This window comes from Streptomyces sp. Da 82-17 (genome assembly GCF_046098215.1).
Lineage (GTDB): Bacteria > Actinomycetota > Actinomycetes > Streptomycetales > Streptomycetaceae > Streptomyces.
Map to the genome: position 1 here is coordinate 502,067 of NZ_JBJURH010000001.1, position 14,023 is coordinate 516,089.

Consider the following 14,023-nt stretch of genomic DNA (forward strand, 5'->3'; position numbering starts at 1 on the left):
CTCACACGCAGAACCTACCTGTGCTCCGGCACGCCGTACGCCGCCGGGTCAGCCTTTCCTGCGCCTGGCCACGGCGATCAGGCCGACGACGCCGACCACGGCGAGCGCCACCGGAACGATTCGCTCCAGGCGGGGCGCGCCCTCGGCGTCCACGAACTGCGCCCGCACGTCGGTGACGGCGCGGTTGGCGGAGACGTACGCGCGGCCGAGGGTCTGGTCCACCGAGCTCGCGACGCGGGCCTTGGCGTCGCCGACGATCGTCTTCGGGTGCACCCGCACGCCGATCTCGTCGAGCGTCTCGGCCAGCTGGGCGCGCCGGCGCTTGATGTCCGCCTCGATCTCAGCGGGGGTCCTGGCCTGAGCATCCGACACCGCGCTGCCTCCGTGTCATCGTGTTCGGTTTCCGTCCTGGTGGACAGTCTGTCAGCTCACGGCCGAACGCACCGCACAGCACCCCCCATTACGCTCTCCCCGTACGCCCGGAAGGCCCGCACGCCGCTCCGGCGCACGGACACCGGCAGCACCCGAACCTCCAGAGGAGACCGCAGATGAGCGAGCGCCTGCAGCCCGGCGACACCGCCCCCGCCTTCACCCTGCCCGACGCGGACGGCAACGAGGTCTCGCTCGCGGACCACAAGGGCCGCAAGGTCATCGTCTACTTCTACCCGGCCGCCCTCACCCCGGGCTGCACGAAGCAGGCCTGCGACTTCACCGACAACCTCGACGTCCTGGCCGCCGCCGGGTACGACGTCATCGGCGTCTCCCCGGACAAGCCGGAGAAGCTCGCGAAGTTCCGCGAGAAGGAGAACCTCAAGGTCACCCTGGTCGGCGACCCGTCCAAGGAGGTCCTGGAGGCCTACGGCGCCTTCGGCGAGAAGAAGCTGTACGGCAAGGTCGTCACCGGAGTCATCCGCTCCACGGTCGTCGTGGACGAGGACGGCAAGGTCGAGCACGCCTTCTACAACGTGAAGGCGACCGGCCACGTCGCCAAGATCATCCGCGACCTGGGCATCTGAGCCGCCCGCTGCCGCAGCAGAAGCAGAAGCAGAAGGGGCGGGGAACGCGATTCCCCGCCCCGCTGCCCGCGATTCCCCGCCCCGCTGCCCGGCCAGTAGCATGGCCGGGCAGCACGGGCGGCCGTGGTGGAATTGGCAGTCACGCTGGGTTTAGGTCCCAGTGGGTTAACACCCGTGAGGGTTCGAGTCCCTCCGGCCGCACTTCAACTCGCCCTAGGCGCCCAGCAGTTCGCGTACGACTGGCACCAGCGCCCGGAACGCCTTGCCGCGGTGGCTGATCGCGTTCTTCTCCTCGGGGCTCAGCTCCGCGCAGGTCCTGCTCTCCCCTTCGGGCTGCAGGATCGGGTCGTACCCGAAGCCGTTGGTGCCCGACGGCTCGTACCGCAGCGTGCCCCGCAGCTGTCCCTCGACGACGCGTTCCGTGCCGTCCGGCAGGGCGAGGGCGGCGGCGCAGGCGAAGTGGGCGGCGCGGTGGGCCTCGCCGATGTCGGAGAGCTGGGCGAGGAGCAGTTCGAGGTTGGCGGTGTCGTCGCCGTGCCGGCCGGCCCAGCGGGCGGAGAAGATGCCGGGGGCGCCGCCCAGGACGTCGACACAGAGGCCGGAGTCGTCGGCGACGGCGGGCAGTCCGGTGGCGCGGGCCAGGGCGTGCGCCTTGAGCAGCGCGTTCTCGGCGAAGGTGACGCCGGTCTCCTTGACGTCGGGGACGTCCGGGTAGGCGTCCGCGCCGACGAGGTCGTGGGGCAGTCCGGCGTCGGCCAGGATGGCCTTCAGCTCGGTGATCTTTCCAGCGTTGCGGGTGGCGAGGATCAGGCGTGTCATGCGTCGATTATCGGCGCGTACGGGCAGCGCCCCGCAGCCGCCCACGCGAATCACCCCCCCCCGGCCGCGTACGCGAAACGGGCGGCGACGGGCCCGCCAGGAACCCGTCGCCGCCCGTATGCCGTGGGCCTTACGGCTTGCAGGCCTTGGTCAGCTCGCCGGTGGCGTCGGTGACCCCGGAGACGTCCGGGTGCGGGTCGCCGTTCTCGATGGCCTTGCGGACCTCGTCGACGGACTTGGTCAGGTCGTCGACGGCCTTGCCGACATCGGCGTTGTCGGTCTTGTCGCCGATCTCGTCGAGGTTCTTGTCGATCTTGTCGAGCGCCTTCTCGGCCTCCAGCGGGTTGTCGGCGGCGCTCTCCACGGCCTGCTGGAGATCGGCCGCGCTGGTCGCGATGGCGTCGGCGGTCCGTACGCAGTCGAGTGCCGTGTCGACGGCGCTGCAGCCGACGGCGAGCGGCGTCACGAGTGCCACCGCTGCGGCGGCGAGGGCTATGCGTGCGGTACGTCGGCGGCGCGAAGCCATGAACGGTCCCTCCCTGGTGAGCCCGGGCGGACGGCGGACTGCCGCACGCCCGAGCTGATGTCGTACCCCTAAGAACGCGTGACCAAGCTCAGTTGGTTGCCGAGCCGGGTGTGATCGTCGCCTCCAGGGCCTGGCGCTGGAGCGCGGCGAGCTCGTCACAGCCGGCCACCGCGAGGTCGAGCAGCGCGTTCAGCTCGTCGCGGGCGAAGGGCTCGGCCTCGGCGGTGCCCTGGACCTCGACGAAGCGGCCGTCGCCGGTGCAGACGACGTTCATGTCGGTGTCGGCCTTGACGTCCTCCTCGTACGCGAGGTCGAGGAGCGGGACGCCGTCGACGATGCCGACGCTGACGGCGGCGACGGTGCCGGTCAGCGGGGTGGCCTTGGGCTTGACGAGCTTCTTGCCCTGCGCCCAGGCGACGGCGTCGGCGAGGGCGACATAGGCGCCGGTGATGGCGGCGGTGCGGGTGCCGCCGTCGGCCTGGAGGACGTCGCAGTCGAGGACGATCGTGTTCTCGCCGAGCGCCTTGTAGTCGATGACGGCGCGCAGGGAGCGGCCGATGAGGCGGGAGATCTCGTGCGTACGGCCGCCGATCTTGCCGCGGACGGACTCGCGGTCGCCGCGGGTGTTGGTGGCGCGGGGCAGCATCGAGTACTCGGCGGTGACCCAGCCCTCGCCGGTGCCCTTGCGCCAGCGCGGGACACCTTCGGTGACGGAGGCGGTGCAGAAGACCTTGGTGTCGCCGAAGGAGACGAGGACGGAGCCTTCGGCGTGCTTGCTCCAGCCGCGTTCGATCGTGACGGGGCGGAGCTGGTTCGGCGTGCGGCCGTCGAAGCGAGACATGGGGCCGAGCCTATCCCGCACGGCGAAGGCCCCGTACCGCCCGGTCGTCGGGGGTGCGGGGCCTTCGGATGGTGAGCCGGGGTCAGCTCACATCATGTCCTCGATGTCGGCTGCGATGGGGTCGGCGTCGGTGCCGATGACGACCTGGATCGCGGTGCCCATCTTCACGACGCCGTGGGCGCCGGCGGCCTTGAGCGCGGCCTCGTCGACGAGCTCGGGGTCGTTGACCTCGGTGCGGAGGCGGGTGATGCAGCCCTCGACCTCCTCGATGTTGTCGATGCCGCCCAGCCCGGCGACGATCTTCTCAGCCTTCGTGGCCATGTCCTTCTCCCTGCTGTCACGGGCTTGTTCGGCCCACCATGGTCCGGTTTGCACCGTAACCCACGTTTGGCGCACCTTCGCGAGCGATGGCCCATTGGGTGCCGAATGATGACGATCATCGGCGCCGGTCGGAACGTACGGCAGAGCTTCAGGTGCCCGCACTGGTCTACACCAGTTTCCAACGACCGCCAAACGCGGCTTGTTCCGGGAGGGACTCCATGAGTTCGGAAAGCTCCGCGGCCAGGGCCAAGCCCGGCAAGACCTGGAAGCAGATCGTTCTCGGCGGACTGCAGAAACTGGGCCGCAGCCTCCAACTCCCCGTCGCCGCACTCCCCGCGGCCGGCGTGCTGCTCCGGCTCGGCCAGGACGACGTCTTCGGCAAGGACGGCCTCGGCTGGAACAAGCTCGCGGCGATCTTCGCGGGCGCGGGCGGCGGCATCCTCGACAACATGGCGCTGCTGTTCTGCGTCGGCGTCGCGATCGGCTTCGCGAAGAAGGCGGACGGCTCGACGGCGTTCGCCGCGGTGGTCGCGTACATGGTCTTCAACAACGTGCTGCTCAAGGCCTTCGAGGACGACGTCACCGGCAAGGCCGTGAACCCCGGGGTGCTCGGCGGTGTCGTGGTCGGCCTGATCACGGCGAAGGTCTGGGAGAAGTACCACCGCACCCGGCTCCCCGACTGGCTGGGCTTCTTCAGCGGGCGGCGGTTCATCCCGGTCCTGATGTCGTTCATCAGCGTGCTGCTCGCGGTGATCTTCGGGTACGGCTGGCAGCCGATCGGCGACGCCTTCAACTCCTTCGCGGAGACGCTCTCCAGCTGGGGCGCGTGGGGCTCGGGCATCTTCGGCGTGATCAACCGGGCGCTGATCCCGTTCGGCATGCACATGCTGCTCAACACCTTCGCCTGGTACCAGTTCGGCAGCTACACCCCCGAGGGCGGCGAAGAGGTGCACGGCGACGTGTTCCGGTTCCTGGCGGGCGACCCCGACGCCGGCATGTTCACCACCGGCTTCTACCCGATCATGATGTTCGCCCTCCCCGCGGCCTGCCTGGCCATGGCCCACTGCGCCCGCCCGGAGCGCCGCAAGGCCACGCTCGGCATGATGATGTCGCTCGCCCTGACGTCGTTCGTGACGGGCGTGACCGAGCCCATCGAGTTCTCCTTCGTCTACCTCGCGCCCGCGCTGTACGCGATCCACGCGCTGCTCACCGGCGTCTCGATGGCGGTCACCTGGGCACTCGGCATCCGCGAGGGCTTCACGTTCTCGGCCGGCCTCTTCGACTACGTACTGAACTGGAACCTCGCCACGAAACCGGCCCTGATCATCCCCGTGGGCCTCTGTTTCGCCGTCGTCTACTACGTCCTCTTCCGTGTCGTCATCACGAAGTTCGACCTGAAGACGCCGGGCCGGGAGTCGGACGAGGAGATCGCGGAGATGGAGCGGGAGAACCTGAAGTAGCACCCGCCGCAGGAGTCCGAGGGCCCGGATCGCTCATGGCGATTCGGGCCCTTCGTCATGTATGCCCGTTCGTTATCGGAGCGCGGCCGGGAACGGGTTCCTTATCCCGCGCTCACCGTGTTACAACAGGTCTACACCTCTAATTGGTGTAGACCACGCGGCCTGTGGCCGCGTCCCCTGAGCGACGCCGCCGTCCCCACATGTCCCCTGGCGGCGCCATGCCCACTGGAGGAAGTTGTGACCACGGCTGCCGCACCCGCGGCCGACAAGAAGAAGGGCGCCGGCCTGATGGCCGTGCTCCAGCGCATCGGCCGCAGCCTCATGCTCCCGGTCGCGGTCCTGCCGGCCGGTGCGCTGCTCGTCCGCCTCGGCGCGGACGACATGCTCGGCAAGGAGTCCCTGCCGGACTTCATCAACAAGATCGCCGGCTACATGGCGGCGGGCGGCGGTGCGCTGCTCGACAACATGGCGCTGCTGTTCGCCGTGGGCATCGCCATCGGCTTCGCCAAGAAGTCGGACGGCTCCACCGCGCTCGCGGCGGTCACGGGGTACCTGGTCTTCCAGAAGGTGCTCGCCACCTTCACCGACCCGAACCTGCCGAAGGTGGAGCAGGTCGTCGACGGCAAGGTCGCGCTCGTCGAGGCGCCCGTGGACGCGAAGGTGCTCGGCGGTGTCGTCATGGGCATCGTGGTGGCGCTGCTCTACCAGAAGTTCTACCGGACCAAGCTGCCCGACTGGGCGGGCTTCTTCGGCGGCCGCCGCCTCGTCCCGATCCTGTCGGCCTTCGCGGGTCTGCTCATCGGCATCGTCATGGGCTTCATCTGGCCGGTCCTCGGCACGGCCCTGCACAACTTCGGTGAGTGGCTGGTCGGTTCGGGCGCGGTCGGCGCCGGCATCTTCGGTGTGGCCAACCGCGCGCTGATCCCGGTCGGCATGCACCACCTGCTCAACTCCTTCCCGTGGTTCCAGGCCGGTTCGTACGAGGGTGCGGGCGGCACGGTCAACGGCGACATCGCCCGATTCCTCGCCGGTGACCCGAGCGCCGGCCAGTTCATGACCGGCTTCTTCCCGATCATGATGTTCGCGCTCCCGGCCGCGTGCCTCGCGATCGTCCACTGCGCCCGCCCGGAGCGCCGCAAGGTCGTCGGCGGCATGATGTTCTCGCTCGCGCTGACCGCGTTCGTCACGGGTGTCACAGAGCCGATCGAGTTCACGTTCATGTTCATCGCGCCGGTCCTGTACGCGATCCACGCGGTGCTCACCGGTGTCTCGATGGCGCTGACCTGGGCGCTCGGCATGAAGGACGGCTTCGGCTTCTCGGCCGGCGCGGTGGACTTCGTGCTCAACCTGGGCATCGCGTCCAACCCGTGGGGCCTCGCCCTCGTCGGCCTCTGCTTCGCCGTCGTCTACTACTTCGTCTTCCGCTTCGCGATCACGAAGTTCAACCTCCCGACGCCGGGCCGCGAGTCCGACGAGGAGCTGGCGGAGCTGCAGAAGGCGGAGGGCAAGTAGGCACCGCGTACCTGCTGCTCACGCACCGAGGGCCCGGCCGTTCACGTCGAACGGCCGGGCCCTCGGCGTACCCCGCGCTCCGCTAGACCTCGTACACCGCCCCCGCACGCGCGAGTTCGACCGGGCCCTCGTACACCGTGCGGGCGTCCGTCAGGTTGATGGTCGGGTCCGTCCACGGCGGGATGTGGGTGAGGACGAGGCGGCCGGCGCCGGCGCGGCGGGCGGTCTCGCCGGCTTCGCGGCCGTTGAGGTGCAGGTCCGGGATGTCCTCCTTGCCGTGCGTGAAGGAGGCCTCGCAGAGGAACAGGTCGACGCCGGCGGCGAGTTCGTCCAGGCCCTCGCAGACTCCGGTGTCGCCGGAGTACGTGAGCGACTTGCCGCCGTGCTCGACGCGGATCGCGTACGCCTCCACCGGGTGCGCGACCCGCTCCGTGCGGACGGAGAACGGGCCGATCTCGAACGCCCCCGACTTCAGCGTGTGGAAGTCGAACACCTCGCTCATCGACGAGGCCGAGGGGGTGTCCGCGTACGCCGTGGTCAGGCGCTGTTCCGTGCCCTCCGGGCCGTACACCGGGATCGTGCCGCAGCGGCCGCCCTCGTGCCGGTAGTACCGGGCGACGAAGTAGCCGCACATGTCGATGCAGTGATCGGCGTGCAGATGGCTGAGGAAGATCGCGTCGAGGTCGTAGAGACCGCAGTGGCGCTGCAGCTCGCCCAGGGCGCCATTGCCCATGTCGAGGAGCAGCCGGAAGCCGTCGGCCTCGACGAGGTAGCTCGAGCAGGGCGAGTCCGCGGACGGAAACGAGCCCGAGCAGCCGACGACGGTGAGCTTCATGGAGCGGGAACCTCCGTGCGCGCAGGAAGTGACGGGGGTTGTGCGGTCCGTCGAGCGTAAGGCGCAAAAGCCCGCCTCACTCCTCCCTGCCGGGCTGTTGTGGGGCAACTCACCACCGTTGTCACCGGATCGGGCGGCGTGGGCGGGGTGGTGCGGGGGCGGCGTCGCGTGGGGTGGGGGGCGCCGGTACGGTCGGGGCATGGACACGTCGTGGTGGCTCGCGCTCGCCGCCGTCGTGGCCGTCGCCCTGGTCGCCGCGGTCGCCGACGGCTGGGGCCGTTCGCGTACCCGCCCCGGTGGCCGTACGCGCCCGCCGGCCGGTCCGCGCGCGCTGCCGAAGCGCCGGCCGCAGCCGCGGGAGATCTGGTGGGCGATGGTGCCGTACGAGGACGGGCCCGGTGGGAAGGACCGGCCCTGTCTGGTGCTCTCGGTGCACGGGAAGCAGGCGGTGGTCGCGAAGATCACCAGCAAGTACCACGACGAGCGGGCCGGAGTGATCCCGCTGCCGCCCGGCTCCGTCGGCGACGCGCACGGGCGGCCGAGCTTCCTGGAGACGGACGAGCTGCGGGAAGTGCCGCTGTGGGACTTCAGGCGCCGGGTCGGGATCGTGGACCCGGCGCTGTGGGACCAGGTGGGGTACCTGGCGGAGTGAGGGCCGGACGGGCCGAGGCCCGCCCGGCGCCCGGGGTGTGCGTCAGGTGTGCGTCAGGCCCAGAGCTGGCCGTGCAGGGCCTCGACCGCCGCCTCGGTGGACGGCGCCGTGTAGATGCCGGTCGACAGGTACTTCCAGCCGCCGTCCGCGACGACGAAGACGACGTCCGCCGGCTCCCCCGCCTTCTGCGCCTTGCGGGCCACGCCGATCGCCGCGTGCAGGGCCGCGCCGGTCGAGACGCCCGCGAAGATGCCCTCCTGCTGCAGGAGTTCACGGGTACGGGTCACCGCGTCCTGCGAGCCGACGGAGAACCGGGTGGTGAGCACCGACTCGTCGTACAGCTCGGGGACGAAGCCCTCATCGAGGTTGCGCAGGCCGTAGACCAGGTCGTCGTAGCGCGGCTCGGCGGCGACGATCTTGACGTCCGGCTTGTGCTCGCGGAGGTAGCGGCCGACGCCCATGAGGGTGCCGGTGGTGCCGAGGCCCGCCACGAAGTGCGTGATCGACGGCAGGTCGGCGAGGATCTCGGGGCCCGTCGTGGCGTAGTGGGCGCCCGCGTTGTCCGGGTTGCCGTACTGGTAGAGCATCACCCAGTCCGGGTGCTCGGCGGAGAGCTCCTTGGCGACGCGGACCGCGGTGTTGGAACCGCCCGCGGCCGGGCTGGAGATGATCTCCGCGCCCCACATGGCGAGCAGTTCGCGGCGCTCGGACGAGGTGTTCTCGGGCATGACGCAGACGATGCGGTAGCCCTTGAGCTTGGCCGCCATCGCGAGCGAGATGCCGGTGTTGCCGCTGGTCGGCTCCAGGATCGTGCAGCCGGGCGTCAACCGGCCGTCCTTCTCGGCCTGTTCGATCATGTGGAGCGCGGGGCGGTCCTTGACCGAGCCGGTCGGGTTGCGGTCCTCGAGCTTCGCCCAGATGCGGACGTCGTCGGAGGGCGAGAGCCTCGGCAGCCGTACGAGCGGGGTGTTGCCGACGGCCGCCAGCGGCGAGTCGTACCGCATATCAGACCATTCCGCCCGCGACCGCGGGGAGGATCGTGATGCTGTCGCCGTCGCCGAGCTTGGTGTTGATGCCGTCGAGGAAGCGGACGTCCTCGTCGTTCAGGTAGACGTTGACGAAGCGGCGCAGCTCGCCGCCGTCCACCAGGCGGTCCTGGATGCCCGAGTGGCGGGACTCGAGGTCGGTGAAGAGCTCGGCGAGGGTGTCGCCGCTGCCCTCGACGGCCTTCGCGCCGTCGGTGTACTGGCGGAGGATGGTGGGGATGCGGACCTCGATGGCCATGGCTGTGGGCTCCTGTCGAAGGAAGTCAGGTCGGTGGGCGCGCGGCAGTACGCGCAAGAGCGTGATGGTGCGTGGTGCGCTGGAAGAGCGCCGCGGCCCGCGGCCGTGCGGCGGCAGGGGTCAGCGTGGACAGATGGCGCTGTCGATCCTGCACAGGTCGACGTGAAGGCGCGCCACGAGCAGCATGCCCGGCGTCTTGTCACTCACGTCGTGGGGAACCATGCGGTCATCGTATCGATTCCCGGTCCGGGTTCTGGAATGTGATCTCAGATACTGGACGATTCCCGTCCGGGGGCTGGACACCCGCAGCTCAGTACGCCTCGACGACCTTGACCTCCTCCTCGCTGACCTCGCCGTCCACGATCCGGTACGAGCGGAACTGGAAGTCGCCGAGCCCGTCCGCGTCGGCGGTGGAGACCAGGACGTAGTGGGCGCCGGGCTCGTTCGCGTACGAGATGTCGGTGCGGGAGGGGTAGGCCTCGGTGGCCGTGTGCGAGTGGTAGATGACCACGGGCTCCTCGTCCCGGTCGTCCATCTCGCGGTAGAGCTTCAGCAGGTCGCCCGAGTCGAACTCGTAGAACGTGGGCGAGCGGGCGGCGTTGAGCATCGGGATGAAGCGCTCGGGCCGGCCCTCGCCGACCGGGCCGGCGACCACGCCGCACGCCTCGTCGGGGTGGTCCTCGCGCGCGTGGGCGACGATCTGGTCGTACAGGGCCTGGGTGATGGTCAGCATGCGGATGAGGATAGGCAGATGGGCCGTGGATCCGAGATCCACGGCCCATCTGGTGAGACGAGGGCTGAGACGGCCGCGGGGCCGTCCGGCCGGGTCAGGCCTTGGCGTCCTCGGCTGCGGGCTTCGCCGCGGCCTTGCGGCGCTGGATGGCGAGGTAGCCGATGCCCAGGACCAGACCCCAGACCGGGGCCGCGTAGAGCGAGATCCGGGCGTCCTTGTCGATGCCCATGAGCACGATCACCAGGCCGATGAAGGCGAGGGCGAAGACGCTCGTGTACGGGGCGCCGGGAGCCTTGAAGCTGGACTGCGGGAGTTCGCCGCGGTCGGCCTTGCGGCGGTAGCGGATCTGGCTGATCAGGATCATGATCCAGGCCCACATGCCGGAGATGGTGGCGAAGGAGACGACGAGCTCGAACGCCTTGCCCGGGTCCATGTAGTTGAGCACGACGCCGAACAGCATCAGGCCGGCGGAGACGCTGGTGCCGATGAGCGGCAGGCCCTTCTTGGTCAGCTTGGTGAAGACCTTCGGGCCCTGGCCGTTGAGCGCGAGGTCGCGCAGCATGCGGCCGGTGGAGTACATGCCGGAGTTGCAGGAGGAGAGCGCGGCGGTGAGGACCACGAAGTTCACGATCGCGGCGCCGATGCCGAGGCCCATCTTCTCGAAGGCGGCGACGAACGGGCTGACGCCGGGCTGGAAGTGGGTCCACGGCACGACCGAGAGGATCATGATGAGCGCGCCGATGTAGAAGACGGCGATGCGCCACGGCACGGTGTTGATGGCCTTCGGCAGCACGGTCTTCGGGTCCTTGGACTCGCCCGCGGTGACGCCGACCAGCTCGACGGCGAGGAAGGCGAACATGACCATCTGCAGGGTCATGAGGGTGGAGCCGATGCCGTTCGGGAAGAAGCCGCCCTGGTCCCACAGCATGGTGACGGAGGCGGTGTCGCCGGCGTCCGAGAAGCCGACGGTGAGGATGCCGGCGCAGATCAGGATCATGCCGACGATCGCGGTGACCTTGACCATCGAGAACCAGAACTCCAGCTCACCGAAGAGCTTCACGGAGATCAGGTTCGCGCCGAAGAGGATCACGGTGAATATGAGGGCGAAGACCCATTGCGGCTGATTGAGCCAGCCGTCCGCGTTCTTCGTCCAGAACTGCATGTACTGGGCGGCGGCGGTGACCTCGGTCATGCCGGTGATGACCCAGAAAAGCCAGTACGTCCAGCCGGTCACGAAACCGGCGAACGGACCGATGAACTCACGGGCGTACTCCGAGAAGGATCCCGAGACCGGGCGGTACATGAGGAGCTCGCCGAGCGCCCGCATGATGAAGAAGATGACCAGGCCCGCGAGTGCGTACGCCAGGATCAGGCTCGGGCCCGCCTTGTGGATGCCCTTGCCCGCGCCGAGGAACAGGCCGGTGCCGATGGCACCGCCGATCGCGATCATCTGGATCTGCCGGGCTCCGAGCCCGCGCTGGTATCCCTCGCCGCCCTCGGGCGACTCGCCGCCTTGCACGGCCTCAGGGTCGTACTGCTTCTCGACCTGCACTGAGGTCATGTTGGTGCGCCTTTCTCCATGACGATCCGTGCCGTACGTCGTACTGGCCCGGATCGGGTCCCGATCCCCCCGGATGTGGATGGAGCTCTGCCTATCGGCGTTCGGCCGACGGGGCGCCTTCGCGAGGACATGGGTGGCGTCCCGCGAAAGTGGTCGTGAAGATTTATCACGGGCGTGACAATGATCGACCACCCGAAATGTGGCGCACATCACGGGAATTGGGGGGCAATTCGCCCACAGAGCGAGCAATTCAGGTCACGCCGGTGACTCGATCGTTATACGGATTTGAGTGTCCGTTGAGCGGACGCGGCATGAAGGCAAGGGAACGGGCCCGTACCCACCGGGAGCGGCGGGTACGGGCCCGTGTGCAGCGACGGATGGAGGTCAGACCCCGAGCGGCTCGCGCTCGGCCTCGGCCGCCTCGGAGTCCGGCTCCTCCTCGCCGTTCTGGCGGCGCTTGACGAAGGCGAGGAAGGAGTTGAGCTCCCGCTTCACCACCGGGGCGAGCAGGTACAGGCCGATGATGTTGAAGACGGCCAGCAGGAACAGCACCGCGTCGGCCATGTCGATCAGCGTCTGCAGCGTGAGCAGCGCGCCCGCCGCCGTGAACAGGGTGTACAGCACCTTGTACGTGAGCTCGCTGCCGCGGCTGCGGCCGAAGAGGGACGTCCACGCCTTGAGGCCGTAGTAGCCCCAGGTCAGCACGGTCGAGATGGCGAAGAGCAGCACCGCGAGGGTCAGGACGTACGGGAACCAGGGCAGCACGGTGGCGAAGGCGTCGGAGGTGATGGTGACACCCTCGGCCTCCTCGTTGCCGACCTTCCAGCTGTCGGGGCTGGCGATGACGATGGTCAGGGCGGTCATGGTGCAGACGACCACCGTGTCGATGAACGGCTCCAGGAGCGCCACCAGGCCCTCGCTCGCCGGGTGCTTGGTCTTCACCGCGGAGTGCGCGATCGGCGCGGAGCCGAGGCCGGCCTCGTTGGAGAACGCGGCCCGCTTGAAGCCGACGATCAGGGCGCCGATGACGCCGCCGGCGACACCCTCCGGGTTGAACGCGCCGTCGATGATCTCGGCGAGGGCGTCGGGGACGGCGGAGACGTTGACGAGGATCACGACCAGGCAGGCCGCGATGTAGAGCAGCGCCATCGCCGGGACCAGGCGGCTGGTGACCGCGGCGATGGAGCGGATGCCGCCGAGCAGCACGATGCCGACGAGGGCGGCGACCAGCAGGCCGAAGAAGAGCGCACCGGCCGAGGAGCCCAGGGCTCCGTTCTCGCCGCCGGTCACGGAGACCAGCTGGGCGTAGCCCTGGTTGACCTGGAAGAGGTTGCCGCCGAAGAGGCCGAAGAACAGGATTCCGGCGGAGGCAAGCACCGCGAGCACCTTGCCGAGGACCTTGCCCCCGTTGCCGAACCGCTCGGCGAGGCCCTTGGGCAGGTAGTGCATGGGGCCGCCGGAGACGGTGCCGTCGGCGTGCACCTCGCGGTACTTCACGCCGAGGGTGACCTCGACGAACTTGGTGGCCATGCCGAGCAGGCCGCAGAGGATCATCCAGAACGTGGCGCCCGCGCCGCCGATGCTGACGGCGACGGCGACACCCGCGATGTTGCCGAGGCCGACGGTGCCGGAGACGGCCGCCGTCAGGGCCTGGAAGTGGTTGACCTCGCCGGCGGATCCCGCCTCGTCGTACTTCCCCCGCACCACGTCGACGGCGAGTTTGAACTTGCGTACCTGTACGAAACCGAACCAGGTGGTGAAGACCAGGCCTGCGACGACCAACCAGGCCACGATGAGCGGCAGTTCGGTGCCCGCTACAGGCACCGAGTAGAAGACGACCTCACCCAGCCAGGCGGCTACGGGCTCGAAGAATCCGCTGACAGCCTTGTCGACGGAGCCGGTTATGGAATCGAGTGACATGCAATACCTCGATGGCGCGGGGCTGCTGCGCGACAGATGGGGCAGCAGGGCAGATGTGCGGGCTTGAGCGAACGCCGTTGTCCGATCGGCGACTTGCGGCGTCCTGGTCCGGACCGAAACAGGCTTGTGCCGTGGTCGTGCTCACGCCGCACGCATGCTCGGAGGCATGCGGCGTACGCGTTACATGCGTGATGCGCTACTGGCAGTGCGCCAGCTCTCCAGGTCGGCGAGGGGTGGTGCCGGAAGTGGAGTTGCGAATTCCTACCACGGCATGGCCGAAACTTTGCGTGACGCAGGTCACACCCAAAACGGGGGAATGCCCCCACCAGTAAGGAACAGTTCCGGGCGTGACGCGATCGTTATCCGGACATCGCGTCCGGTGAGCGGGTCATCACCCCGGGCGACTCCGACCAATCCGGTCATTCCGTCGCGTCAGGGGCAGCTCAGGCAGCATTTCGGTGCATCAGGCACCCAACTCCGTGCATTCGGCACGGAGTTCACTGTGGGAAGGCCTCACACGACAGACCGTCGTGATCGCGCCAA

16 protein-coding genes and 1 tRNA gene are annotated in these 14,023 nt (G+C 69.0%); 5 read left to right on the forward strand and 12 right to left on the reverse strand.

Going from position 1 to position 14,023, the window contains the following annotated elements:
• Positions 1-48 precede the first annotated feature (48 nt).
• Positions 49-372, reverse strand: coding sequence for a DUF3618 domain-containing protein (locus tag ACIDOF_RS02285; RefSeq protein WP_409003879.1), 324 nt, complete (start codon positions 370-372; stop codon positions 49-51).
• A 176-nt stretch (positions 373-548) separates the two neighbouring features.
• Here ACIDOF_RS02285 and bcp point away from each other — a divergent pair, with 176 nt between their 5' ends.
• Together bcp and ACIDOF_RS02295 are read left to right on the forward strand one after the other, a co-directional pair.
• Complete coding sequence (gene bcp, locus ACIDOF_RS02290) at positions 549-1,016, forward strand: thioredoxin-dependent thiol peroxidase (protein ID WP_319010309.1); 468 nt, start codon at positions 549-551, stop codon at positions 1,014-1,016.
• 117 nt (positions 1,017-1,133) lie between these two features.
• Positions 1,134-1,217 (forward strand) — tRNA-Leu (locus ACIDOF_RS02295).
• A gap of 12 nt (positions 1,218-1,229) precedes the next feature.
• Here ACIDOF_RS02295 and rdgB read toward each other — a convergent pair.
• The 4 genes from rdgB to ACIDOF_RS02315 all read right to left on the reverse strand — a co-directional run bounded on the left by rdgB (position 1,230) and on the right by ACIDOF_RS02315 (position 3,577).
• Positions 1,230-1,835 carry an RdgB/HAM1 family non-canonical purine NTP pyrophosphatase gene (rdgB, locus tag ACIDOF_RS02300; RefSeq protein ID WP_409003880.1) on the reverse strand — a complete coding sequence of 202 codons (606 nt, stop codon included), beginning with the start codon at positions 1,833-1,835 and terminating at the stop codon, positions 1,230-1,232.
• A gap of 130 nt (positions 1,836-1,965) precedes the next feature.
• Entirely contained in the window at positions 1,966-2,361 is a 396-nt protein-coding gene (locus ACIDOF_RS02305; protein WP_409003881.1) for a hypothetical protein, read from the reverse strand.
• Between the two features lie 88 nt (positions 2,362-2,449).
• Entirely contained in the window at positions 2,450-3,202 is a 753-nt protein-coding gene (rph, locus tag ACIDOF_RS02310) for a ribonuclease PH (protein WP_409003882.1), read from the reverse strand.
• A gap of 87 nt (positions 3,203-3,289) precedes the next feature.
• Positions 3,290-3,577: a glucose PTS transporter subunit EIIB gene (locus ACIDOF_RS02315; RefSeq protein WP_409003883.1), complete on the reverse strand. Its 288-nt coding sequence runs from the start codon at positions 3,575-3,577 to the stop codon at positions 3,290-3,292.
• 164 nt (positions 3,578-3,741) lie between these two features.
• Between ACIDOF_RS02315 and ACIDOF_RS02320 the strand changes: the two genes are divergently transcribed.
• Positions 3,742-4,983 (forward strand): PTS transporter subunit EIIC, encoded by a 1,242-nt coding sequence (locus ACIDOF_RS02320; protein WP_409003884.1) that lies wholly within the window; start codon positions 3,742-3,744, stop codon positions 4,981-4,983.
• A 288-nt stretch (positions 4,984-5,271) separates the two neighbouring features.
• Positions 5,272-6,495: a PTS transporter subunit EIIC gene (locus tag ACIDOF_RS02325; protein ID WP_409004030.1), complete on the forward strand. Its 1,224-nt coding sequence runs from the start codon at positions 5,272-5,274 to the stop codon at positions 6,493-6,495.
• 82 nt (positions 6,496-6,577) lie between these two features.
• On the opposite strand, the gene ACIDOF_RS02330 is transcribed toward ACIDOF_RS02325, so the two are convergent.
• Positions 6,578-7,330: an MBL fold metallo-hydrolase gene (locus ACIDOF_RS02330; RefSeq protein ID WP_409003885.1), complete on the reverse strand. Its 753-nt coding sequence runs from the start codon at positions 7,328-7,330 to the stop codon at positions 6,578-6,580.
• Positions 7,331-7,529: 199 nt separating this feature from the next.
• Between ACIDOF_RS02330 and ACIDOF_RS02335 the strand changes: the two genes are divergently transcribed.
• Positions 7,530-7,982, forward strand: coding sequence for a type II toxin-antitoxin system PemK/MazF family toxin (locus ACIDOF_RS02335; RefSeq protein WP_409003886.1), 453 nt, complete (start codon positions 7,530-7,532; stop codon positions 7,980-7,982).
• A gap of 53 nt (positions 7,983-8,035) precedes the next feature.
• Here ACIDOF_RS02335 and ACIDOF_RS02340 read toward each other — a convergent pair whose 3' ends face one another.
• The 6 genes from ACIDOF_RS02340 to ACIDOF_RS02365 form a co-directional block, all read right to left on the reverse strand.
• Positions 8,036-8,986 carry a PLP-dependent cysteine synthase family protein gene (locus tag ACIDOF_RS02340; RefSeq protein ID WP_409003887.1) on the reverse strand — a complete coding sequence of 317 codons (951 nt, stop codon included), beginning with the start codon at positions 8,984-8,986 and terminating at the stop codon, positions 8,036-8,038.
• A 1-nt stretch (position 8,987) separates the two neighbouring features.
• Entirely contained in the window at positions 8,988-9,266 is a 279-nt protein-coding gene (locus tag ACIDOF_RS02345; RefSeq protein WP_409003888.1) for a MoaD/ThiS family protein, read from the reverse strand.
• Positions 9,267-9,386: 120 nt separating this feature from the next.
• Positions 9,387-9,488, reverse strand: coding sequence for a putative leader peptide (locus tag ACIDOF_RS02350; RefSeq protein ID WP_409003889.1), 102 nt, complete (start codon positions 9,486-9,488; stop codon positions 9,387-9,389).
• A gap of 88 nt (positions 9,489-9,576) precedes the next feature.
• A complete protein-coding gene (locus ACIDOF_RS02355; RefSeq protein WP_409003890.1) occupies positions 9,577-9,999 on the reverse strand; it encodes a Mov34/MPN/PAD-1 family protein in 423 nt (140 codons plus the stop codon).
• A gap of 94 nt (positions 10,000-10,093) precedes the next feature.
• Positions 10,094-11,560, reverse strand: coding sequence for an amino acid permease (locus ACIDOF_RS02360; RefSeq protein WP_409003891.1), 1,467 nt, complete (start codon positions 11,558-11,560; stop codon positions 10,094-10,096).
• A gap of 384 nt (positions 11,561-11,944) precedes the next feature.
• Positions 11,945-13,480 carry an alanine/glycine:cation symporter family protein gene (locus ACIDOF_RS02365; protein WP_409003892.1) on the reverse strand — a complete coding sequence of 512 codons (1,536 nt, stop codon included), beginning with the start codon at positions 13,478-13,480 and terminating at the stop codon, positions 11,945-11,947.
• Between the last annotated feature and the right edge of the window lie 543 nt (positions 13,481-14,023).

Coding starts and splice junctions, on each gene's coding strand:
- bcp (WP_319010309.1), top strand. CDS start 549: ATGAGCGAGCGCCTGCAGCCCGGCGACACCGCCCCCGCCTTCACCCTG.
- rdgB (WP_409003880.1), bottom strand. CDS start 1,835: ATGACACGCCTGATCCTCGCCACCCGCAACGCTGGAAAGATCACCGAG.
- ACIDOF_RS02305 (WP_409003881.1), bottom strand. CDS start 2,361: ATGGCTTCGCGCCGCCGACGTACCGCACGCATAGCCCTCGCCGCCGCA.
- rph (WP_409003882.1), bottom strand. CDS start 3,202: ATGTCTCGCTTCGACGGCCGCACGCCGAACCAGCTCCGCCCCGTCACG.
- ACIDOF_RS02320 (WP_409003884.1), top strand. CDS start 3,742: ATGAGTTCGGAAAGCTCCGCGGCCAGGGCCAAGCCCGGCAAGACCTGG.
- ACIDOF_RS02325 (WP_409004030.1), top strand. CDS start 5,272: ATGGCCGTGCTCCAGCGCATCGGCCGCAGCCTCATGCTCCCGGTCGCG.
- ACIDOF_RS02330 (WP_409003885.1), bottom strand. CDS start 7,330: ATGAAGCTCACCGTCGTCGGCTGCTCGGGCTCGTTTCCGTCCGCGGAC.
- ACIDOF_RS02335 (WP_409003886.1), top strand. CDS start 7,530: ATGGACACGTCGTGGTGGCTCGCGCTCGCCGCCGTCGTGGCCGTCGCC.
- ACIDOF_RS02340 (WP_409003887.1), bottom strand. CDS start 8,986: ATGCGGTACGACTCGCCGCTGGCGGCCGTCGGCAACACCCCGCTCGTA.
- ACIDOF_RS02345 (WP_409003888.1), bottom strand. CDS start 9,266: ATGGCCATCGAGGTCCGCATCCCCACCATCCTCCGCCAGTACACCGAC.
- ACIDOF_RS02350 (WP_409003889.1), bottom strand. CDS start 9,488: ATGGTTCCCCACGACGTGAGTGACAAGACGCCGGGCATGCTGCTCGTG.
- ACIDOF_RS02355 (WP_409003890.1), bottom strand. CDS start 9,999: ATGCTGACCATCACCCAGGCCCTGTACGACCAGATCGTCGCCCACGCG.
- ACIDOF_RS02360 (WP_409003891.1), bottom strand. CDS start 11,560: ATGACCTCAGTGCAGGTCGAGAAGCAGTACGACCCTGAGGCCGTGCAA.
- ACIDOF_RS02365 (WP_409003892.1), bottom strand. CDS start 13,480: ATGTCACTCGATTCCATAACCGGCTCCGTCGACAAGGCTGTCAGCGGA.